Source organism: Pseudomonas sp. SR18 (genome assembly GCF_023701505.1).
In the GTDB taxonomy this organism is placed as follows: Bacteria; Pseudomonadota; Gammaproteobacteria; order Pseudomonadales; family Pseudomonadaceae; genus Aquipseudomonas; species Aquipseudomonas cyclaminis.
Window position 1 is genome coordinate 204,530 of the sequence record NZ_JAMQAU010000001.1, and the last position, 21,246, is coordinate 225,775.

Annotated in this window: 17 protein-coding genes and 4 tRNA genes; 6 read left to right on the forward strand and 15 right to left on the reverse strand. The window is 58.6% G+C overall.

Features of this window, described 5'->3' with window-relative positions:
* Positions 1 to 4: 4 nt before the first annotated feature.
* Complete coding sequence (locus tag NDJ82_RS00995) at positions 5 to 1,039, forward strand: AraC family transcriptional regulator (RefSeq protein ID WP_099586651.1); 1,035 nt, start codon at positions 5 to 7, stop codon at positions 1,037 to 1,039.
* Between the two features lie 299 nt (positions 1,040 to 1,338).
* Here NDJ82_RS00995 and NDJ82_RS01000 read toward each other — a convergent pair whose 3' ends face one another.
* The gene (locus tag NDJ82_RS01000) at positions 1,339 to 1,815 is read right to left on the reverse strand and encodes a MarR family winged helix-turn-helix transcriptional regulator (protein WP_250924789.1); all 477 of its coding nucleotides are present in this window, start codon (positions 1,813 to 1,815) and stop codon (positions 1,339 to 1,341) included.
* 146 nt (positions 1,816 to 1,961) lie between these two features.
* Here NDJ82_RS01000 and aceE point away from each other — a divergent pair, with 146 nt between their 5' ends.
* On the forward strand, positions 1,962 to 4,622 hold the full coding sequence (gene aceE / locus NDJ82_RS01005; protein WP_250924790.1) for a pyruvate dehydrogenase (acetyl-transferring), homodimeric type: 2,661 nt from the start codon (positions 1,962 to 1,964) through the stop codon (positions 4,620 to 4,622).
* A 1-nt stretch (position 4,623) separates the two neighbouring features.
* On the opposite strand, the gene NDJ82_RS01010 is transcribed toward aceE, so the two are convergent.
* Both NDJ82_RS01010 and NDJ82_RS01015 read right to left on the reverse strand, forming a co-directional pair.
* Complete coding sequence (locus NDJ82_RS01010; protein WP_250924791.1) at positions 4,624 to 5,409, reverse strand: DUF2242 domain-containing protein; 786 nt, start codon at positions 5,407 to 5,409, stop codon at positions 4,624 to 4,626.
* Between the two features lie 89 nt (positions 5,410 to 5,498).
* Positions 5,499 to 6,398, reverse strand: coding sequence for a LysR family transcriptional regulator (locus tag NDJ82_RS01015; protein ID WP_250924792.1), 900 nt, complete (start codon positions 6,396 to 6,398; stop codon positions 5,499 to 5,501).
* A 119-nt stretch (positions 6,399 to 6,517) separates the two neighbouring features.
* Here NDJ82_RS01015 and NDJ82_RS01020 point away from each other — a divergent pair, with 119 nt between their 5' ends.
* Positions 6,518 to 7,684, forward strand: a complete 1,167-nt coding sequence (locus NDJ82_RS01020) for an MFS transporter (protein WP_112196013.1) — start codon at positions 6,518 to 6,520, stop codon at positions 7,682 to 7,684.
* A gap of 62 nt (positions 7,685 to 7,746) precedes the next feature.
* On the opposite strand, the gene NDJ82_RS01025 is transcribed toward NDJ82_RS01020, so the two are convergent.
* The 10 genes from NDJ82_RS01025 to NDJ82_RS01070 all read right to left on the reverse strand — a co-directional run bounded on the left by NDJ82_RS01025 (position 7,747) and on the right by NDJ82_RS01070 (position 17,361).
* Positions 7,747 to 9,621: a SurA N-terminal domain-containing protein gene (locus NDJ82_RS01025; protein ID WP_250924793.1), complete on the reverse strand. Its 1,875-nt coding sequence runs from the start codon at positions 9,619 to 9,621 to the stop codon at positions 7,747 to 7,749.
* 230 nt (positions 9,622 to 9,851) lie between these two features.
* A complete protein-coding gene (locus tag NDJ82_RS01030; RefSeq protein WP_099586644.1) occupies positions 9,852 to 10,124 on the reverse strand; it encodes an HU family DNA-binding protein in 273 nt (90 codons plus the stop codon).
* A 149-nt stretch (positions 10,125 to 10,273) separates the two neighbouring features.
* The gene (lon, locus tag NDJ82_RS01035) at positions 10,274 to 12,670 is read right to left on the reverse strand and encodes an endopeptidase La (protein ID WP_122306535.1); all 2,397 of its coding nucleotides are present in this window, start codon (positions 12,668 to 12,670) and stop codon (positions 10,274 to 10,276) included.
* A 174-nt stretch (positions 12,671 to 12,844) separates the two neighbouring features.
* Positions 12,845 to 14,128, reverse strand: a complete 1,284-nt coding sequence (gene clpX, locus NDJ82_RS01040) for an ATP-dependent Clp protease ATP-binding subunit ClpX (protein WP_003238279.1) — start codon at positions 14,126 to 14,128, stop codon at positions 12,845 to 12,847.
* A 112-nt stretch (positions 14,129 to 14,240) separates the two neighbouring features.
* Entirely contained in the window at positions 14,241 to 14,876 is a 636-nt protein-coding gene (gene clpP / locus NDJ82_RS01045; protein ID WP_083357884.1) for an ATP-dependent Clp endopeptidase proteolytic subunit ClpP, read from the reverse strand.
* Positions 14,877 to 14,967: 91 nt separating this feature from the next.
* Entirely contained in the window at positions 14,968 to 16,278 is a 1,311-nt protein-coding gene (gene tig / locus NDJ82_RS01050) for a trigger factor (RefSeq protein ID WP_099586642.1), read from the reverse strand.
* 603 nt (positions 16,279 to 16,881) lie between these two features.
* Positions 16,882 to 16,957: transfer RNA gene (locus tag NDJ82_RS01055), tRNA-His, on the reverse strand.
* Between the two features lie 77 nt (positions 16,958 to 17,034).
* A tRNA-Leu gene (locus NDJ82_RS01060) sits at positions 17,035 to 17,119 on the reverse strand.
* A gap of 57 nt (positions 17,120 to 17,176) precedes the next feature.
* A tRNA-His gene (locus NDJ82_RS01065) sits at positions 17,177 to 17,252 on the reverse strand.
* A gap of 32 nt (positions 17,253 to 17,284) precedes the next feature.
* Positions 17,285 to 17,361 (reverse strand) — tRNA-Arg (locus tag NDJ82_RS01070).
* 275 nt (positions 17,362 to 17,636) lie between these two features.
* Between NDJ82_RS01070 and folD the strand changes: the two genes are divergently transcribed.
* Both folD and pbpG read left to right on the forward strand, forming a co-directional pair.
* Positions 17,637 to 18,491, forward strand: coding sequence for a bifunctional methylenetetrahydrofolate dehydrogenase/methenyltetrahydrofolate cyclohydrolase FolD (folD, locus tag NDJ82_RS01075; protein WP_095184382.1), 855 nt, complete (start codon positions 17,637 to 17,639; stop codon positions 18,489 to 18,491).
* A gap of 206 nt (positions 18,492 to 18,697) precedes the next feature.
* The gene (gene pbpG, locus NDJ82_RS01080) at positions 18,698 to 19,621 is read left to right on the forward strand and encodes a D-alanyl-D-alanine endopeptidase (protein WP_099586641.1); all 924 of its coding nucleotides are present in this window, start codon (positions 18,698 to 18,700) and stop codon (positions 19,619 to 19,621) included.
* Positions 19,622 to 19,660: 39 nt separating this feature from the next.
* Here the strand turns inward: pbpG and NDJ82_RS01085 are convergent, their stop codons facing one another.
* Positions 19,661 to 20,323, reverse strand: a complete 663-nt coding sequence (locus NDJ82_RS01085; RefSeq protein WP_112196015.1) for a C39 family peptidase — start codon at positions 20,321 to 20,323, stop codon at positions 19,661 to 19,663.
* Positions 20,324 to 20,534: 211 nt separating this feature from the next.
* On the opposite strand from NDJ82_RS01085, the gene NDJ82_RS01090 reads away from it, so the two are divergent.
* Positions 20,535 to 20,687 carry a hypothetical protein gene (locus tag NDJ82_RS01090; protein WP_178075418.1) on the forward strand — a complete coding sequence of 51 codons (153 nt, stop codon included), beginning with the start codon at positions 20,535 to 20,537 and terminating at the stop codon, positions 20,685 to 20,687.
* Here NDJ82_RS01090 and NDJ82_RS01095 read toward each other — a convergent pair.
* On the reverse strand, positions 20,684 to 21,094 hold the full coding sequence (locus NDJ82_RS01095) for a PA0061/PA0062 family lipoprotein (protein ID WP_158876809.1): 411 nt from the start codon (positions 21,092 to 21,094) through the stop codon (positions 20,684 to 20,686). The genes NDJ82_RS01090 and NDJ82_RS01095 overlap by 4 nt on opposite strands.
* Positions 21,095 to 21,246 lie beyond the last annotated feature (152 nt).

The window sequence follows — 21,246 nt, forward strand, 5'->3', positions numbered from 1 at the left end:
CGCGGTGAAGCCGGTGCGCCTGGGGGATCTGTCGGTAGGCTTCGTACATACCCTGGCCGATGCGATCCATAGCCACGGCCTGGATCCGCAGCCGCTATTGCTGCAATACGGCCTCGACCCGGCGCGCCTCGCCGAAGCCGGCGCGCGCTTGTCGATCCCACGTTATATGCGCCTGGGCCATGCGGCCATCCAACTGACCGGCAACCCCGGATTGGGTTTGCGCATGGGTCAACTCAGCCGCATGAGCCAGGCGGGCCTCGCCGGCGTCACCGCCGCCCAGGCGCCCAACGTCCGCGAAGCCGCCCGCACACTCACACGCTTTGAGCCACTGTATGGCGCCAACTATCGCGGGCAATCGAGTTTTCACGAGGATGCCGAAGGCGCCTGGCTGCGTTTTTATTCCATCAGCCCCTACAACGCCTACAACCGCTTTGTGGTGGACTCGATCATTTCCAGCTGGCTGCATCAGCTCGCCAGCCTGGCTCAACAACCGCTGCAGGCGCAACGCATCGAGATCGAGTTTGACGCCCCCGACTACAGCGAGCAGTACAGCCAATTGGGCGCGAGCCCGGTGCACTTCGGCGCCGAAGCCAACCAGGTGCGCCTGAGTCAATCGACCCTGGGCCTGCGCAACCCCCAGCATTGCCCGAGTACCTGGCAACTGCTACTGCAACTGTGTGAAAGGGAATTGGAGCAGTTGACCCGCACCCGCAGCCTGCGCGAGCGCATTACGCGGTTGCTCGGGCCGATGCTCAATGGCGGTCGGGAACCCGACCTGGAAGAAGTGGCGGCACGCTTGAAGCTGCCAACCTGGACACTGCGCCGAAAACTGGCCGAAGAAGGCACTCAGTTCCGGGCGATTCTCAACGATACCCGCCGCGACCTGGCCATGACCTACATTCGCGATACGGAACTGGCGTTCGGCGAGATCGCCTACTTGCTCGGTTTTGCCTCAGCCCAAGCGTTCCAGCGGGCCTTCAGGCGATGGAACAACCAGACCCCAGGGGAATTTCGCCGCAGTCAGCGGCATTCCGCCTGACGTCGGTCTTACAGCTCTGTTGCGTCGTCTGCAGGTTCCAGCGGGTCCAGCTCAATCGCGTGGTACTCAAGCAGTTCTTCCTGGTAATCGTCCATAGTGGGCTCCTTGTCTTGAATTAAAAGCGGCTGCCAGTAAATGACCTGCACAGCCAGCCTAAAGTGCCGTCATGACGAAAAAATGTCGACGTCATGACGTTCCTGCACTCCAGGATTAAACGTAGCAGCGTTATTCGGATTTAGCACTGAGGTGTTGAGGCGCGATTGCCATCGGGGGCAAGCCCCTCCCACACTGGATCTGCATTACGTTTCGGACTTACCTCGGCCACGGGTTTGAACACCCGCCTCCATCGCCATTCCGGCGGCGCGCTCCAATGCATCTGCAAACCCCTGGCGCTGCTCCGGTTCGATCTGCGACAGGAACAATTCGTCCACCGTACTTTCGTAGATCTTCCACATTTTTTTGCGCAACGCTCGGCCGGCATCGGTGATCGACGCAAATGCCGCGCGGCCATCGCCGTCGGAGCGCGAACGCACCACCAGACCGTCCTTTTCCAGGCGGTCTACCAGGCGCGTGAGGTTATAGCGCTCAATAGCCAGCACATCGGCCAGTTCGTGCATGCGGCGGGTGCCATCGAGGCCGCTTTCCAGGCCCCACAAGGCGTCATACCAGGCATACGGCGGCAGGTCCGCTGCGGCCAGCCGGCGCTCGATTTCACGGATGACCGTCCTGTGGGCCCTGACAAAACGGAACCATACATCAGGCTCTTTCGACGACATGCAACACCATCCGGTGGATTTCAAGAAGGTTGCAATAGTAGCTCATCCCGCGCTAAATTCGCCCATGTAGTTGCAATTGCAACAACTTTTGGCGACGCTCCCACAAGGAGCCCGCCACTTGAAATCCGCCTATCCTGGAGCCTCACATGACCCCGAATAACGCAGTCGGACGCGACGCAGATCCACAGGAAACCCGCGAGTGGCTGGAGTCCATCGAGTCGGTGCTGTCCGCCGAAGGCCGCCCGCGTGCCCATTACCTGATCGATCAGTTGCTGGACTTCGACGTAGCGCGGCATGGCGACTTCTACGGGCGGGTGACCACGCCTTACGTCAATACCATCGCGGTGGATCGCCAGTTGCCCTACCCCGGCAACCTGGCCATCGAACGCCGCACCAATGCGTTTATCCGTTGGAACGCCATGGCCATGGTGCTGCGCGCAGGCAAACACTCCGGGGTGGGCGGGCATATTGCTACTTACGCGTCAGCCGCTGTGCTGTATGACGTCGGTTTCGACCACTTCTTCCGTGGCCGCACCGACAGCTTCGACGGCGACCTGGTGTACATTCAGGGACACTCGTCGCCGGGCATCTACGGCCGCGCCTACCTCGAAGGCCGCATCAGCGAAGCACAGCTGGACAACTTCCGCCGCGAAGCCGGTGGTGAGGGTATTTCGTCCTACCCCCACCCACGCCTGATGCCGGACTTCTGGCAATTTCCCACTGTGTCCATGGGGCTCGGGCCAATCACGGCGGCCTATCAGGCGCGCTTTATGCGCTACCTGGAGTTTCGTGACCTCAAGCAACACCAGGGCCGCAAGGTGTGGGCATTTCTCGGTGATGGCGAGATGGACCAACCGGAATCCCTGGCCGCTATCTCCCTGGCCGGACGCGAGAAGCTCGACAATCTGATCTTCGTGGTCAACTGCAACCTGCAACGCCTGGATGGCCCGGTACGCGGCAATGCCAAGGTAATCCAGGAGTTCGAAAGCCTGTACCGCGCCGCCGGCTGGAATGTGATCAAAGTGATCTGGGGCGGCGGCTGGGATGCATTGCTGGAAAAGGACACAAGCGGTCTGTTGCGCCAACGCATGATGGAATGCGTGGACGGTGACTATCAGAACTACAAATCCCAGAACGGCGCCTACGTACGCGAACACTTTTTCGGCAAATACCCGGAGTTGCTGGCACTGGTTGTGGACCTGTCCGATGACGATATCTGGAAACTCTCACGGGGCGGCCATGACCCGGACAAGGTCTACAACGCCTATGCCGCCGCCGTGCGTCACAGTGGCCAACCCACGGTGATCCTGGCAAAAACGGTAAAGGGCTTTGGCATGGGCGAAGCCGGCGAAGGCCAGAACATCAACCATCAGTTGAAGAAGATGGGCGCCGATGCCGTCAAAGCCTTCCGCGACCGCTTCGGCCTGGAAGTGCCGGACGAGCAACTCGCTGATATCCCGTATCTCAAGCCCCCAGCAGACAGCGAAGAAGCCCGCTACTTCGCCGCACGGCGTCAGGCCTTGGGTGGGTATGTGCCCGCGCGCCACACTGCGGTCGAATCGTTGCAGATCCCCGAGCTGAGCGCCTTCGCCACTCAACTCAAGGACACTGGTGAGCGCGCGATTTCCACCACCATGGCCTTCGTGCGCATCCTCGGCACCCTGCTCAAGGACCCGCACCTGGGCAAGCTGATCGTGCCTATCGTGCCCGACGAGTCGCGCACCTTCGGCATGGAAAGCCTGTTCCGTCAGATCGGCATCCACTCCGCCGTCGGCCAGCTCTACACCCCGCAGGACTCCGGCCAGTTGAGCTATTACAAGGAGAGCAAGGACGGACAGATCATGCAGGAAGGTCTGAATGAGTCCGGCGCGATTTCCTCGTGGATCGCGGCCAGTACGTCCTACAGCAACCACGGCCTGATGACCGTGCCGTTCTATATCTTCTATTCGATGTTCGGTTTCCAGCGCGTCGGCGACCTGGCCTGGGCGGCAGGCGATGCACGGGCGCGCGGTTTCCTGCTGGGCGCCACCGCCGGGCGCACCACGCTGATGGGCGAAGGCTTGCAGCATGACGACGGACATAGCCATATCCTCTCGTCGGTGATTCCGTGCTGCATCTCCTATGACCCGACCTTTGCCTACGAACTGGCGGTAATTATTCGCGAGGGCATGCGGCGCATGTACGTCGAGCAGGAAGACATTTACTACTACATCACCCTGCTCAACGAAAACTACCCGCACCCGGCGATGCCCGAGGGCGTGGAACACGGCATTCTCAAGGGCATGTACCTGCTCAGCGCCAGCCCTCAGGCACAGGTACAACTGATGGGCAGTGGTTCGATCCTGCGAGAAGTGATCGCCGCCGCTGAACTGCTGGCCAACGACTTCGGCGTGCACAGCGATGTGTGGAGTGTGACCAGCCTCACCGAGTTGCGCCGTGACGGGCATGCGGCCGAACGCTGGAACCTGCTGCACCCGGAAAGTGAGCCGCGCGTAAGTTATGCAGAGCAATGCCTGGCCGGGCAAACGGGGCCAGTGGTGGTGGCGACGGACTACATGAAACTGTTCGCCGATCAGATTCGTCCGTTCGTGCCGGGACGGCGCTTTATCGCGTTGGGCACCGATGGTTTCGGGCAATCGGACACCCGGGAAACACTACGGGAGTTTTTTGAGGTGGACCGGTATTTCGTCGCGCTGGCAGCCTTGAAGGCACTGGCCGATGACAACGTGATCGGTCGCGATAAAGTCAGTGAGGCGATCAAGCGCTACGGGATCAACGTCGACAAGGCCGACCCCGTAGCAGTCTGATCTACTGCGCAGGCGTCGGCAGGGGCGGAATGGCTTCGGTCGGTGCCGGCAGGTCCGGATGGGTCGGTGCTGGCGTTGGCGTCGGTGCCGGCTCTTCCTGCGGCGCAATGGGCGCAGGCTCTGCCGGTGGTGCCACCGGTTCCGACGCAGCAGGCTCTTCCTTTGGCGCCTCGGCCTTCTCGACCAGCGGTGCCGCCTTGGGCTCCGGCACACCTAGGTCAGCCTTGGGCTGCTCGGGAATATGCTCGGCCTTCTTCACTTCCTGGGGCAGGAACACGTCCACCAGCGCGAAGTAACGCTCGTAGAACTTCGGCGCGGACACCGTCTCACTGGCCACCTTGACCATCGAGTCATCGGTGGAGCCGATCGGCATCGACACCGATCCCAGTACGCCCACACCCAGGCTCGCGGAGTTGTTGACCTTCTTCAGCGCGTAACGGTCCTGCAGGGCGTTGGCGAACATCGTCGAATGGTTGGTGCCTTTGCCATCATCGGCACACACCACGTTGAAGCTGATCTGCAGATGGGTTTCGCCGGTCTGCTGGAAGCTTTTGTTACCGACGACGACCTTGGGATCGCTGCTGGTGATGATGTAGCCCTGGCTCAGCAAGGCACGCCGCGCCGCTTCGCACGCCGCGGCATCACTGACCGGGTAATCCCTGGAAAACGTGCCGGAGTCGTCGAAACTCTCATGTTCATAAATAGCGGGTTTGGGTGACGAGCAGCCCGCGGCGCCCGCCAACACCAGCGCCAGCCCGAGGCTACGCAAGTGAAATGATGTCGACATCGATAATCCTGAAGAAAACAGTCCGGGCGGTATTGTGCAACAGAACGAGGCCTTGGCGCGCACATTCCTGTCGGTAAAACGTCACAGGGCTACAGCATGGCGACTGTAGGAAAAAGCCCTGTGCACATATGATCTATAAACACGCGCAACTTGGTCGAAGCATGGCGACTTGATGGCCACAACATCCAGAAACTGCCACGGTGCTCCAGATAATCATCCAGCACCCGTTGCAGTCGTCCCTCGCGCACCGCCTGGTTGACCATGTAGTCGGGCAGGCAAGCAATCCCCAGCCCTTCGTGGACCACATGGTTGAGCGACTCAATAGTGGTGCTGGCCAGCGAAGTGCGCAACGTCAGTTCGCCAGCACCGGGTTCCAGGCGCAACGGCCAGGGTTCCAGCTTGCCGGTGGCGCAGAACTTGTGACGCAGGCAGGCGTGTCCATTTAAATGCTGGGGTTGTTGCGGCGTGCCGTGCTGCACGAAGTACGCCGGCGTGCCCACCAGCACCAGTTGGTAATGCCCCAGATGACGGGCCATCAAGCGCGAATCTTCCGGCTTGCCGGTACGAATTACCGCATCGAACCCTTCCTCGATCACGTCCACCATGCGGTCGGAAAAATCCACATCCAGCTCGATATCCGGGTACGCACGCATGAAGTCACTGAGCACCGGCATCAGCAGGCCGCGCACTTGTGGCACGCTGATGCGCAACTTGCCCCGAGGCGTCGCACTGGCTTCGGTCAACTCGCGCTCCGCCGCTTCGACTTCGGCCAGAATCCGCCGTGAACGCTCAAGGAACAGCGCGCCCTCTCCCGTCAGGGTAATGCTGCGTGTACTGCGATGAAACAGCCGCACACCCAGACGCTCTTCCATCCGCGCAATGCTTTTGCCCACGGCCGAAGACGACACACCCAATACCCGTCCGGCGACGGTAAAGCTGCGGGTCTCCGCCACCTGCACAAATACCGACAGGCTGCCCAAACTGTCCATGATCCTGCCTCAGCTGATTACGGACATCCACGTCCGATAAGTTCGGAACCTTAGCCTGTTTTTCCATCGGTCACAGCCCCCTACTCTGCTGGCTTGCCCTTTCGCATGGAAACAGCGCTATGAGCTCTAACGCTTCACTGGCTGATGCCGCCGCCACAGCCCGACACGAATCCCTGCCTTTGGGCGGCCTGCTGGCCCTGGCCTCGGCGGGATTCATCACCATCCTCACCGAAGCCATGCCCGCCGGGCTGCTACCGCAGATGGGCGAAGGCCTCGGCGTGTCGCCAGCACTGGTTGGCCAACTGGTCACCCTCTACGCCCTTGGATCGTTATTGGCAGCCATCCCACTCACGCTGCTGACCCGAGGTTGGCGCAGACGCCCGCTGCTGCTGATCGCCATCGGCGGCTTTGCCTTGGTCAACAGCGTAACGGCCTTCTCCAGCCACTATGGGCTGACGCTGGTGGCGCGTTTTTTTGCCGGGGTGTTTGCCGGGCTGCTTTGGGCGCTATTGGCGGGTTACGCCAGCCGAATGGTCGCGCCACATTTGCAAGGCCGGGCAATCGCCGTGGCAATGCTCGGCGCACCACTGGCCTTGTCCCTGGGCGTGCCAGCGGGAACCTGGCTCGGTGCGGCCGTTGGCTGGCGACTGAGCTTTGCGATCATGACCGGCCTCACGCTGGTGCTGCTGATATGGGCTCGCTGGCAACTGCCCGACTTCGCGGGTCAACCGACGGGCAAGCGCCTGGGATTACGCCAAGTACTTGCATTGCCCGGCATCCGTCCTGTGTTGTGGGTGACCTTTACCTACGTCTTGGCCCACAACATTCTCTATACCTACATCGCTCCATTGCTGGTGCCCGCCGCACTTGCCACCGACATCGACCGGGTGCTGCTGGTGTTTGGCCTCGCCGCGCTGCTGAGCATCTGGCTGACCGGGGTATTGATTGACCGGTGGCTGCGCACACTGCTGCTGATCAGTTGCGCATTGTTTGGCCTGATCGGCTTGGCGCTGGTGTTCTGGATCGACGTGCCGGTGGCGGTCTACATCGCTGTCGCGTTATGGGGCCTGGCGTTCGGCGGTCTGCCGGCTTTGCTGCAAACAGCGCTGGCCAAATCAGCAGGGGAATCGGCGGATGCCGCGCAGTCGATGCTGGTGACCGTGTGGAACCTGGGAATTGCTGGCGGCGGCCTGATAGGCGGCCTCCTGCTGCAGCGCTGGGGCGTCAGTGCGTTCCCGTGGGCGGTGGTGGGATTGATGCTCCTGGCCGTGGCCAAGCACCGATAAAACAGTGGACATAAAAAAACCCCCGGTCTTTTCAGGCCGGGGGTTTTTTATTCAAACCGCCATCAGAACTTCTTGATGTCAGCCTGGGTTTCCAACTGCTTGCGGTACGCCGCGAAGTCTTGCTGGCCGACACGGGAAGCGAGGTATTGGCGGTATTGCGCCTTTTCTTCGTCCGATGGGGCTGCAGCTTCATTCACACCGTTCAAGCGCACGATCGCCAGGCTACCGTCAGCCAGGGTCACGGTGGTGAAGGTCGGCTTGTCCTTGGCCGCAGGCTTAGGCATGCGGAACAGGGCTTGCAGCGCGGCAGGATCGATCGCTTCCGCACTGCGGCTAGCCGCTTCAGTGACTTTCCACGCCTGGCCGTCAACCGGTTGGTTCAGCGGCGTCTTGCCATCACGCAGGCTGGCGATCAGCTCGTCAGCGTGAGTCTTGGCAGCCGCGCTGGCGCGCTCCTTGGCCATCTGGGTGCGGATTGCCGCGGCAACGCTTTCCAGCGGCAGTTGCGCCGGTTTGCGGTGCTCTTTGGCACGCAGCACGATGATGGTTTCCGGGTCCAGCTCAATGGCGGTGCTGTTGGCACCTTCATCCAGCACTTCCGGGCTGAACGCTGCGGTGACCACGGCACGGTTGGCCGCAACACCTTCGCCACCTTCACGGCCAAACGGCGCGGAGGTGTGCACGGTCAGCTTCAGGTCGGAGGCAGGTTGAGCCAGGTCCGACGCTTCGAATGCCGCATCTTCCAATTGCTTGGTCGCTTCGACAAAACGCTGTTCAACCTGCTGTGCCTTGAGCTCGCGGGTCAGCTTGTCTTTCAGGCTGGCGAACGATGGCACTTCAGGCGCCTCAACGCCCAGCAACTTGATCAGATGCAAACCGAAGGTAGTGCGCACTGGCGCCGACACCTGGTCTTGCTTCAAGCCGTACAGCGCGGTTTCGAAGTCCGGGTCATAAACGCCGGGGCCCGCAAAGCCGAGGTCACCGCCATTGTTGGCCGAACCTGGGTCCTGGGAGAACTCCTTGGCCAGGGCTTCGAACTTCTCACCCTTGGCCAGGCGCGCCTGGATGTCTTCGATCTTGGCCTTGGCTTGCGCCTCGGTGACCTTGTCATTGACTTCAATCAGGATGTGCGCGGCACGACGCTGTTCAGCGAGGTTGGCGGTTTCCTTCTCGTAGGCAGCCTGCAGCTCATCGTCCTTGACGTTGACCTGGTCGAAGAAGGAAGACTTCTTCAATTCCAGATAGTCGATGACCACCTGGTCCGGGGTCATGAACTCTTTGGCGTGCTGGTCGTAGTAAGCCTTGACCTCGTCGTCGGTGAGTTTCACCGCCGCAGGGTTGGCCTTGATGTTGACGGTGGCGAAATCGCGGGTCTGTTTTTCCAGACGGGCGAATGCGAGCACTTCGGCATCGGTGACGAAACCGCTGCCGGCAATGCCTGCGCGAACCTGGCCGATCAGCATTTCCTGGGTCATCATCTGACGGAACTGCAGACGGCTGTAGCCCAACTGACGGATCACCTGGTCAAAGCGTTCGGCGCTGAACTTGCCGTCGACCTGGAATTCCGGCGTTTGCAGGATCACTTGGTCCAATGCAGCTTCAGAGAAACCGAATTTGGAATCGGCGGCGCCTTGCAGCAGCAGCTTGCGATCGATCAGGCCTTTGAGGGCCGCTTCGCGCAGCAGTTTTTCGTCCAGCAGCGAAGCATCGAAATCCTTGCCCAACTGTTGCATCAGCTGGCGACGTTGCAGGTCGACGGCCTGGCTCAGCTCGGTCTGGGTGATTTCTTCACCGTTGACCTTGGCCACGTCCTGCTTGTTATTACCCGAAGCCTGGAAAATGGCCTCGATACCGGTGAACGCCATCAATGCGACGATGATCCCGATAATGGTCTTGGCAATCCAGCCTTGTGAATTGTCCCTGATATTTTGCAGCATGCGTCCCCCAGAAACGGTTGAACTTCAAAAATTGGCAACCGTGGAGCGTGGGTAGAGTCCGGATAGAAGAAAGGCGCATCCGAGGATGCGCCTTCTCGTAACTGGCGGAGCGGACGGGGGGTTGAACCTGCACCCCCGGCGTGGCGACCCAATGGATAGGTGGGTCAGCTGCCGCTCCGCTGCCAGGTCAGACCTGCGTCCGACCCGGGTAGCAAAGGCTTGATCGAAGCTTAGTTGACGGCTTCTTTCAGGGCTTTACCGGCTTTGAAACCTGGTTTCTTGGCAGCAGCGATTTCCAGTGCTTTGCCAGTCTGTGGGTTGCGGCCAGTGCGAGCTGGGCGGTCAGTCACAGAGAAAGTACCGAAGCCTACCAGTACCACGGAGTCGCCGGCCTTCAGAGCGCCAGTGACGGATTCGATTACTGCATCCAGCGCACGGCCAGCAGCAGCTTTCGGGATATCAGCGGATGCAGCGATAGCATCAATCAGTTCCGACTTGTTCACTCTAAGTCCCCTTATATATCTATTGAGTATGATTCTAAGTTTTTTGGTAAACAGCAAAAATCAGTGCTGAATGGCCTACAGACACTTAAGAGCCGCTTTATAACAAGGGCTCTAAAAAGCTGTCAAGGAAGCCACCAGGCTTATTCACATTAATGCGTGCTAATTCTTTCCTTGGAATCAGACTCTCGTTTTTCGTCCTTGGCAACTATCTCCGGGGCCACATCCGGCAAGGGCTCCGGCGCGTATTGCAGCGCAATTTGCAGGACCTCGTCAATCCATTTAACCGGTTTAATCTGAAGATCCTGCTTGATGTTGTCAGGAATTTCCTTCAAGTCGCGAACATTCTCTTCAGGAATGATCACGGTCTTGATACCACCCCGATGTGCGGCAAGCAATTTCTCTTTCAGACCACCGATCGCCAATACCTGACCACGCAAGGTGATTTCCCCAGTCATGGCCACATCGGCACGCACCGGAATGCCGGTCAATGCCGACACCAGCGCCGTGCACATGCCTACGCCAGCGCTAGGGCCGTCTTTAGGCGTCGCCCCTTCCGGCATGTGGATGTGGGTGTCGTGCTTCTCGTGGAAGTCCAGGGGAATCCCCAGGCTCCTGGCGCGGCTGCGCACCACGGTCTGCGCGGCGGTGATGGATTCGACCATCACGTCACCCAGGGAACCGGTCTTGATCAATTGGCCTTTACCCGGAATCACCGCGGCTTCGATGGTCAGCAACTCGCCGCCCACCTGGGTCCACGCCAGGCCAGTCACCTGCCCTACCTGATCCTGCTGCTCGGCCAGGCCGTAGCGGAATTTCTTCACGCCCAGGAAGTGCTCCAGGGAATCGGCCACGACCTTCACCGAAAAGCGTTTTTCCAGCGCGTGCTCTTTGACCGCCTTGCGGCAAATCTTCGCGATCTGGCGCTCAAGGCCCCGTACACCGGCCTCGCGGGTGTAGTAACGCACGATGTCGCGGATCGCTTCGATGTCAAATTCGATCTCGCCCTTCTTCAGGCCATTAGCCGATATCTGCTTGGGCGCGAGGTATTTGACCGCGATATTGATCTTCTCGTCTTCGGTGTAGCCCGGCAGACGAATTACCTCCATCCGGTCCAGCAAGGCCGGTGGAATGTTCATGGAATTGGAGGTGCAGAGGAACATTACGTCGGACAAGTCGTAGTCGACTTCCAGGTAATGGTCGTTGAAGTTGTGGTTTTGTTCAGGGTCGAGCACTTCCAGCAACGCCGATGCCGGATCGCCACGCATGTCGCTGCCCATTTTGTCGATTTCATCGAGCAGGAACAGCGGATTGCGCACTCCCACTTTTGTCATCTTTTGAATCAATCTTCCTGGCATCGAACCGATGTAAGTCCGGCGATGACCACGGATTTCCGCCTCGTCACGCACACCGCCGAGGGCCATGCGTACGAATTTGCGGTTGGTGGCACTGGCAATCGACTCGGCCAGGGAGGTTTTACCGACCCCAGGAGGACCAACCAGGCACAACACCGGACCACGAATTTTCTTCACACGCTTTTGCACGGCGAGGTATTCGAGGATCCGTTCTTTGACTTCTTCGAGGCCGTAGTGATCGGCGTCGAGAATTTCTTCGGCACGGGTCAGGTCCAGACGCACCTTGGTCTGAGCCTTCCACGGCACCTGCACCAACCAGTCAATGTACGAACGCACCACAGTGGCTTCAGCGGACATCGGCGACATCTGCTTGAGCTTGTTCAGCTCGGCATTGGCCTTGGTCAGGGCGTCTTTCGGCAGGCCGGCGGCATCGATGCGCTTTTTCAGCTCTTCGATTTCGTTGTGGCCATCCTCGCTGTCGCCGAGCTCTTTCTGAATGGCCTTCATCTGCTCATTCAGGTAGTACTCGCGCTGGCTGCGCTCCATTTGCTTCTTCACACGACCACGGATGCGCTTTTCAACCTGCAACAGGTCGATCTCCGCATCCAGCAACGCCAGCACGTGTTCAACACGGGCCGACAGGTCGATGATTTCGAGGATGTCTTGCTTCTGCTCAATCTTCAGCGCCATGTGCGCGGCCATGGTGTCGACCAGGCGGCTTGGCTCATCAATGCTGTTGAGGGAAGACAGGACTTCAGCCGGGACTTTCTTGCCCAGCTGCACATACTGCTCGAACTGCGAGAGCAGGCTGCGTACAAAAACCTCGGATTCGCGCTCAGGGGCTTCGACTTCGTCGATCAGCGCCACTTCGGCGCGCAGGTGACCATCCACCTCCATGAAACGCTCTACCGCCCCACGTTGCTCGCCTTCCACCAGCACCTTGACGGTGCCATCAGGCAGTTTCAGCAGTTGCAGAACGGTGGCAATGGTACCGACGCGATACAGGGCGTCTTCGCCTGGATCATCATCAGCAGGATTTCTCTGGGCCAACAGCAGGATCTGCTTGTCGCCCGTCATCGCTGCCTCAAGGGCTTCGATAGACTTCTCGCGCCCCACGAACAGCGGGATAACCATGTGCGGATAGACGACGACATCACGCAACGGCAGGAGAGGCAATTCAATGGTTGTCTTCATGATTTCGCCTCTATGACAGTTCAAAAATAAGCTTGAAACCAAGATGGGGGCTGCATGCAAAAAAAACAAGCTTATTGCCAGCAGTTAAACGCAGTAAACGCGTCAGGATAAAAACTCGCGCAAAAAACAAAGGGGCCCTAGGGGCCCCTTGTTTGTACCGAAACTGCGAAACGCTTACGCGTCTGGCGCAGCCTTGGCAGTCGGCTCACTGTTTTCGTAGATATACAGTGGCTTGGACTTACCTTCTATAACGCTTTCGTCGATCACCACTTTACTCACCTCGGACTGCGAGGGGATTTCATACATGGTGTCGAGCAACACGCCTTCAAGGATAGAACGCAGACCACGTGCACCGGTCTTGCGCTCCAGCGCTCGCTTGGCTACCGACTTGAGTGCGTCAGTACGGAACTCAAGGTCCACACCTTCCATCTCAAACAGCTTGGCATATTGCTTGGTCAGGGCGTTTTTCGGCTCGGTGAGGATCTGAATCAGAGCAGCCTCATCCAACTCGTCCAACGTGGCCAAGACCGGCAAACGGCCAACGAATTCGGGGATCAGACCGAACTTGACCAGATCGTCAGGCTCGACTTCACGCAGGGACTCGCCCACCTTCTTGCCTTCTTCCTTGCTGCGCACTTCTGCACTGAAACCGATACCGCCCCGGGTAGAACGTTGCTGGATAACTTTTTCCAGCCCGGAGAATGCACCGCCACAGATAAACAGGATGTTGCGCGTATCTACCTGAAGGAATTCCTGCTGCGGGTGCTTGCGGCCGCCTTGTGGCGGTACGGAAGCTACCGTGCCTTCGATCAGTTTCAACAGGGCCTGCTGCACGCCTTCACCGGAAACATCCCGAGTGATCGACGGGTTGTCAGACTTGCGCGAGATCTTGTCGATTTCGTCTATGTAGACAATACCCATCTGGGCTTTCTCTACGTCGTAGTCGCACTTCTGCAGCAGTTTCTGAATGATGTTCTCAACGTCCTCACCCACGTAGCCAGCCTCGGTGAGGGTGGTGGCGTCGGCGATGGTGAACGGAACATTCAACAAACGAGCGAGGGTTTCTGCAAGCAGGGTTTTACCCGAGCCTGTAGGACCGATCAGCAAGATGTTGCTCTTGCCGAGTTCGACTTCGTCGCCTTTCTTGTCACGCTGGTTCAGACGCTTGTAGTGGTTGTACACCGCTACGGCCAGAACCTTCTTTGCACGCTCTTGACCAATCACGTATTGATCAAGGATGCCGCTGATTTCTTTAGGCGAAGGCAATTTATGCGCGCTGCTTTCGGCCTGGGCTTCCTGCACCTCCTCACGGATGATGTCATTGCACAGGTCGACGCACTCGTCGCAGATAAAGACCGAGGGGCCGGCAATCAACTTGCGTACTTCATGCTGGCTTTTGCCACAGAAGGAGCAATAGAGCAGCTTGCCGTTGTCCTCGCCGTTGCGGGTGTCAGTCATTCGTTCGATCCAAATCCGATAGGCTTGCAACACAAGATGAAGGCTTATGCGGGCTTTTTCAAGCCCGCCGATGATCGGACACGCCGACCAGCCCTATTTTGAGCGGCTTATATTAAGCGGGGCGCTTTTCGATCACTGCGTCGATCAACCCGTATGCACGTGCGGCTTCGGCGCTCATGAAGTTGTCGCGGTTGGTGTCGCGCTCGATTTCTTCGAGGGTATGCCCGCTGTGCTTGGCCATCAGCGTGTTGAGACGCTCGCGGATGAAGAGGATTTCCTTGGCATGGATTTCGATATCCGACGCCTGGCCCTGGAAGCCGCCCAGTGGCTGGTGAATCATCACACGCGAGTTCGGCAGGCAGTAACGCTTGCCCTCGGCACCCGCCGTCAGCAGGAACGCGCCCATGCTGCAGGCCTGGCCAATGCAGGTCGTCGAGACATTCGGCTTGATGAACTGCATGGTGTCGTAGATCGACATGCCTGCTGTTACCGAACCGCCCGGCGAGTTGATGTAGAGATGGATGTCCTTGTCCGGGTTTTCCGCTTCAAGGAACAGCAGCTGCGCACAGATCAGGTTGGCCATGTAGTCCTCTACCGGGCCCACCAGAAAGATCACTCGCTCCTTGAGCAGGCGCGAGTAGATGTCGTAGGCGCGTTCGCCACGAGCGGACTGCTCGACAACCATCGGGACCAGGCCGCCTGCGGCCTGGATATCAGAGTTCTGCTGAATATAGGAATTACGGAACATGCTCTGCAGTTACTCCCAAATAGTCATGTCTTGAAAACGCATAAGCCAGCGCGAGGCTGGCTTATGGTTGAATTTCCAACGAGTTGGACAATCAGTCGGCTTGTGCTGCTTCCGCCGGCTTGACTGCTTCTTCGTAAGAGACCGCTTTATCGGTCACCTTAGCCTTCTGCAGAACAGTATCCACAACTTGTTCTTCCAGCACAACCGAACGTACTTCGTTCAGTTGCTGGTCGTTCTTGTAGTACCAAGCCACAACCTGCTCAGGCTCCTGGTAGGCCGAAGCCATTTCCTGGATCATTTCGCGAACGCGGTCTTCGTCAGGCTTGAGGTCGAACTGCTTGACCACTTCGGCCACGACCAGACCCAGCACAACGCGACGCTTGGCTTGTTCTTCGAACAGCTCGGCCGGCAGTTGGTCAGGCTTGATGTTGCCACCAAACTGCTGAACCGCTTGAACGCGCAGGCGATCCACTTCGTTGGACAGCAGAGCCTTAGGCACTTCGATCGGGTTGGCGGCCAGCAGACCGTCCATGACCTGGTTCTTGACCTTGGACTTGATCGCCTGACGCAGCTCGCGCTCCATGTTCTTGCGAACTTCGGTGCGGAAACCTTCGAGAGTGGCTTCCTTGATACCGAACTGAGCAAAGAACTCTTCGTTCAGCTCAGGCAGCTTAGGCTCGGAAACGCTGTTGACGGTCACGGTGAACTCGACAGCTTTGCCAGCCAGGTCCAGGTTCTGGTAGTCAGCAGGGAAAGCCAGGCTCAGAACACGCTCTTCGCCGGCTTTGGCGCCAACCAGGCCGTCCTCGAAACCAGGAATCATGCGGTTGGAACCCAGCACCAGCTGAGTGCCCTTGGCGGAGCCGCCAGCGAATACTTCGCCGTCAACCTTGCCAACAAAATCGATGTTCAGTTGGTCTTCGTTCTGGGCGGCACGATCGGCCACTTCGAAACGGGTGTTCTGCTTGCGCAGGATTTCCAGCATGTTGTCCAGGTCGGAATCAGCAACTTCGGCGCTCAGGCGCTCGATTTCGATACCGTCAAAACCGGCCACTTCGAACTCTGGGAACACTTCGAATACGGCAACGTATTCCAGGTCCTTGCCAGCTTCCAGGGACTTAGGCTCGATCGAAGGCGAACCAGCCGGGTTCAGCTTGTGCTCAACAACGGCTTCGTAGAAGGAAGCCTGGATCACGTCACCTACCGCTTCCTGACGCGCATCGGCACCAAAACGGCGCTTGATTTCGCTCATTGGCACTTTGCCCGGACGGAAACCAGCGATTTTGGCCTTTTGGGCAGTCTGCTGCAGACGCTTGTTGACCGCAGTTTCGATACGCTCTGCCGGCACGGTGATGCTCAGGCGGCGCTCAATAGCAGTAGTATTTTCAACAGAAACTTGCATGAATATTCCTCGTTGCACAGACGTTAGCCGGCCGTTTCCGACCCCAGAATCAAGGGCATGCATTCTAGAGGGTCAAACTCAAGAAGTCACCCTACTGGAAACGGGTAAAAAAACAGCAGGCCATTTGTAGGTTCAAGTGCACGCATGCACCTGCGCCCATTAGCAAATACAGCTCATCAAGCCAGGGCTCTGCGCCAGCCCTTCTATATATAGAAGGGTGCGCAAACAAACCCTGACCGCCGACCTTGCAAGCAAGACCGACAGGCCGGCCGCAGCATCGCGAAACACAAATACGACGAAGCGCCCTGCCCTGGAAACTCGAAACGCTCAAACAAAAACGGCACAGCCCTTTTTCAGGTACTGCGCCGTTATCGCTATTTAATAGCGGTGCTGACCTCTATATAGCCGAGCATCAGTTCTACACGTTCAAAACCGGCAACGATTCTAACGCCAAGGCATTGAGAATGCTTGTTTTTTTCTTGACACCCGGAATCCGCGAATCCTCACGTGGCTCAATGCCCGCAAATGCCCGCAGAAACGAGCCCCTGCTTTTTCGGACGCAAAAAAAAGCGCCAGATGATTAATCTGGCGCTTTTTCAAATATGGGGTGGACGAAGGGGATCGAACCCTCGACAACGGGAGTCACAATCCCGTGCTCTACCAACTGAGCTACGCCCACCATATTGCATTAACAAAGAACTCGAACATCTTCTTTGTTGAACCCTACCTCGCCTGACGGCCTGGCAAAGCTTTAATTGGTGCGGATGAAGAGACTCGAACTCTTACGCCTCGCGGCGCTGGAACCTAAATCCAGTGTGTCTACCAATTCCACCACATCCGCGCTTGAAGCTCTTAAAGCAAAGGCGCCAGACGATTAATCTGGCGCCTTTTCAAAATATGGGGTGGACGAAGGGGATCGAACCCTCGACAACGGGAGTCACAATCCCGTGCTCTACCAACTGAGCTACGCCCACCATATAACGCTACTTGTGCCAAAGCTGCCTAATGGCGCACCCGGCAGGACTCGAACCTGCGACCATCCGCTTAGAAGGCGGATGCTCTATCCAGCTGAGCTACGGGCGCCTTATTAATCTGTACTCTTGGAGGATTACAAACTAAGTGCTTCCAGCCTCGCAGTACAACAATTCTGCTCGACCTTCTTAACCAGTGCTAGGCTGTGCCCGACAAGTGCGACGAATAGTATAGAGGGCCTGGAAACCCGTCAAATCTTTTTTGAAAAAAATTCATTTTATTTAAGGGGTTAGGCCAATTTGCAGACCAAGCGCCTTTGCCCTCGCGCCGTGGCGTGCGAGAATGCGCGCACTTTTCCTCCCCCTCTCGATGGTTAATCACGCGTAATGACTGCACAACTTATCGACGGCAAATCAATCGCCGCCAGCCTGCGCCAGCAGATCGCCAAACGAGTCACCGAGCGCAGCCAGCAAGGCCTGCGCACACCGGGCCTCGCGGTGATCCTGGTCGGCAGCGATCCTGCCTCTCAGGTTTATGTCTCGCACAAGCGTAAAGACTGCGAAGAGGTCGGCTTTATATCCAAGGCCTACGACCTGCCTGCCGCCACCACCCAAGAGGCGCTCACCGACCTGATCGATGGCCTCAACGACAACCCGGCGATCGACGGCATCCTCCTGCAACTGCCACTGCCCGAGCACCTGGACGCGTCCAAGTTGCTGGAGCGCATCCGCCCGGACAAAGACGTCGACGGTTTCCACCCTTATAACGTCGGCCGCCTGGCCCAGCGCATCCCGCTGCTGCGCCCGTGCACACCAAAGGGCATCATGACCCTGCTGGAAAGCACCGGTGTCGACCTCTATGGCCTGGACGCCGTGGTCGTGGGTGCCTCCAACATCGTCGGCCGCCCAATGGCCATGGAATTGCTGCTGGCCGGCTGCACCGTGACCGTGACCCACCGCTTCACCAAGGATCTGGCCGGCCACGTTGGTCGCGCTGACCTGGTCGTCGTGGCCGCCGGCAAGCCGGGCCTGGTCAAGGGTGAGTGGATCAAGGAAGGCGCCATTGTTATCGACGTGGGCATCAACCGCCAGGAAGACGGCAAGCTGGTAGGCGACGTGGTGTATGAAACTGCCCTGCCCCGCGCCGGCTGGATCACCCCGGTGCCCGGCGGCGTTGGCCCGATGACCCGTGCCTGCCTGCTGGAAAATACCCTGTACGCCGCAGAAACCCTGCACGGTTAATAACCAGGCGTACTGAAAAAGCTCTGCCTTATCGCAGGGCTTTTTATTGCCCGAAAAAAACCTGTTTTTTCTTAGTTTTTAAGCACTTTCGTCTGGTTTTAGAAGAACATTCGACAGTCCATCGTCCATACTCCTAAAATGTAACGGCTTTTATCAAAAAAACCGTTACTCAACGGTATTTCCTACTTTTTAGCGAGTTCATCCGCGTGAAAATTCGTCTTTCTATCGTCAGCCTATTTTTTGCTTTCACAGGCACCTTTGCGCACGCCGCCGAATCCACCCAGGCACCGCGCGATCCGTCCAAACTGCAGATCGCGTCCGGCAGCGCCATGCTGGTCGACCTGCAAACCAATAAAGTCATCTATGCCAGCAACCCCGATGTAGTGGTGCCGATTGCGTCGGTAAGCAAGTTGATGACCGGCCTGATCGTGCTTGAAGCCAAGCAGAACATGGACGAGTACATCGACATCAACATCAAGGACACGCCAGAAATGAAAGGCGTGTTCTCCCGCGTGAAAATCGGCAGCGAAATGCCCCGCAAGGAAATGCTGCTGATCGCCCTGATGTCCTCGGAAAACCGCGCCGCCGCCAGCCTGGCCCACCATTATCCGGGCGGCTACCCGGCGTTTATCGCGGCGATGAACGCCAAGGCCAAGGCGCTGGGCATGACCAGCACTCACTATGTTGAGCCCACTGGCCTGTCGATCCACAACGTGTCCACCGCCCGCGACCTCAGCAAGCTGCTGGCTGCCGCACGCCACTACCCGCTGCTCAGCCAGTTGAGCACCACCAAGGAAAAGACCGTTGCGTTCCGCAAGCCCAACTACACCTTGGGTTTCTCCAACACTGACCACCTGATCAACCGCGCCAACTGGGACATCAAGCTGACCAAGACCGGCTTCACCAACCAGGCTGGCCATTGCCTGGTGCTGGTGACCAGCATGGGCAATCGCCCGGTGTCGCTGGTGATTCTGGATGCGTTCGGCAAATTCACCCACTTCGCCGATGCCAGCCGTATTCGCAGCTGGGTCGAGACCGGCAAAGGCGGCTCGGTGCCGGACGTGGCGTTGCGCTACAAGGCCGACAAGAATCTGAAGAACCGCCCGAACGCCGCAGAAGTGCGTCGATAACCCGCGCATAAAAAAACGGCGCATCGAGCGCCGTTTTTTTTACTTTCTTTCTGACAACACTTTAAGCGCCTGCGCCGCCGCCCGTTCCTGCCCGGCCTGGGCCGTGGCATTCGCCGCGTCGCGCCAGCGCTGGGTATCCACATTCGCCGGCAACTGGCTCGGACGCTGGGTGAGGATCGCCCAGTGCCCCGCGCTTGCCCACTTCGATTCAAAGTCGCTGAAGCTCATCAACAAGCGCCGGTCCATGCCCGAGCGCAGCAGCACCGTGCTTTTCTGCTGATTGAAGCCCACCACGACCACATAGTGCGCATCCGACCAAAGCCCTCCGCCGACGCGCGCCATCACCGGATAACCCGCCGCCACCTGCGCCAGTACGGCCGTCAGCCTGGCATCCAGCGGATACACCATCAGCCCGTACTCACGGGCCAGCACCTGCATGTTGCGCTCCAGGTCCGCTTCGCCGCCCGGTAACCGCAGTGGTTTATCCAGCAAGCCCGGTGTCATGACAATGCCTTGTTGCGACAGCATGCTGGCTAACGCCGTAGGTCCGCTCTGATAAGCCTCGCTGCGAAAGGTCGGCACACCATTGAGTTCGACGCGCTCCGGCAAGCCCGGCAGTTTCGACGGATGCCCGGAACAGGCCGCAAGGCCCATGGCGCAGGCCAGCAACAGGGATGATTTAACGTTCGACCGTAACCGCAATTTTGTACTCTCTTGATCAACTGCCGGTGAGGGTCCTGATCATAGGGCGCCACGCCACGCGGGTATAGCCCAAAACCGGGGTCTGGCGCCTGGGATAGAGCAAACAAGTTGGACGAACACGACCATTGGTCAATAGCAGGCAACCGCCGGGTAGCTAGACTGTCCATTGAGAAGACTGTGTGTGCCCCCTGCGGGGTAAAAGGAGGTCTGAATGAGCCTTGCAACAACGATTGTGATGTTGATCTGCGGTTGGCTGGCGGTAGCCGGCGCCATGTTGTGGGGGGTGTTACGCATTACCCGTCGGCACCATCATCCCCACGTCAAACCGGCCAAGCCGCTGAAGGCTGCGATACACCACGCCTAGCCAGGCATGCAATTGAAGTCCTGAGTCGCCGCGACTTCCTTGCCGTGGTCATCCTTCAAGGATGCGCGCACGGTCGTGCCCAGGCTCGACTCCACCAGCGTGTAGTGTTCACCCGCCTTGAAGCCCTGGTACTCGACCCGGCCCTGGCAGTCCCGCTGGTTGTCGTCGCCCGGCTCCTCTTCGTAAAGCGTCACGTCCAGACGATGATCACCCGGCGTCACTTCAAAATAGCGCCCGTCATCCACGCGCTTGCCGTCCACGCGCTCGGCCAGCAAATCATTCGGCGCCTCCTCCCTCAGACCAATCCAGGCCTCGCTCGGGTCCGCCTTGGGGATCGGGCCGGCGCACGCCGACAACAGCAATACGGCACCTAGAGCAGGGATCAACAACAGTGGTTTAAGTGACATGGCAGGGCTCCAAAAAAGACGATGTGTCCGATGGGTGACAAGCTTGGCCAGCAGCCCTGTGTAGAACAAATGAATCCATATGAAACGATCTTCAGCCCGTACCTAAATGTTCCTTCACCTGGCTGAAAGGTGCGTGTTAGGTGGGTCGGGCA

Bases quoted from the DNA above. Each gene is read 5' to 3' on its own strand.
- clpX (WP_003238279.1), bottom strand. From the start codon at position 14,128: ATGACTGACACCCGCAACGGCGAGGACAACGGCAAGCTGCTCTATTGC.
- folD (WP_095184382.1), top strand. From the start codon at position 17,637: ATGACTGCACAACTTATCGACGGCAAATCAATCGCCGCCAGCCTGCGC.
- clpP (WP_083357884.1), bottom strand. From the start codon at position 14,876: ATGTTCCGTAATTCCTATATTCAGCAGAACTCTGATATCCAGGCCGCA.
- NDJ82_RS01095 (WP_158876809.1), bottom strand. From the start codon at position 21,094: ATGTCACTTAAACCACTGTTGTTGATCCCTGCTCTAGGTGCCGTATTG.
- NDJ82_RS01015 (WP_250924792.1), bottom strand. From the start codon at position 6,398: ATGGACAGTTTGGGCAGCCTGTCGGTATTTGTGCAGGTGGCGGAGACC.
- NDJ82_RS01025 (WP_250924793.1), bottom strand. From the start codon at position 9,621: ATGCTGCAAAATATCAGGGACAATTCACAAGGCTGGATTGCCAAGACC.
- NDJ82_RS01010 (WP_250924791.1), bottom strand. From the start codon at position 5,409: ATGTCGACATCATTTCACTTGCGTAGCCTCGGGCTGGCGCTGGTGTTG.
- NDJ82_RS01020 (WP_112196013.1), top strand. From the start codon at position 6,518: ATGAGCTCTAACGCTTCACTGGCTGATGCCGCCGCCACAGCCCGACAC.
- aceE (WP_250924790.1), top strand. From the start codon at position 1,962: ATGACCCCGAATAACGCAGTCGGACGCGACGCAGATCCACAGGAAACC.
- lon (WP_122306535.1), bottom strand. From the start codon at position 12,670: ATGAAGACAACCATTGAATTGCCTCTCCTGCCGTTGCGTGATGTCGTC.
- NDJ82_RS01000 (WP_250924789.1), bottom strand. From the start codon at position 1,815: ATGTCGTCGAAAGAGCCTGATGTATGGTTCCGTTTTGTCAGGGCCCAC.
- NDJ82_RS01090 (WP_178075418.1), top strand. From the start codon at position 20,535: ATGAGCCTTGCAACAACGATTGTGATGTTGATCTGCGGTTGGCTGGCG.
- tig (WP_099586642.1), bottom strand. From the start codon at position 16,278: ATGCAAGTTTCTGTTGAAAATACTACTGCTATTGAGCGCCGCCTGAGC.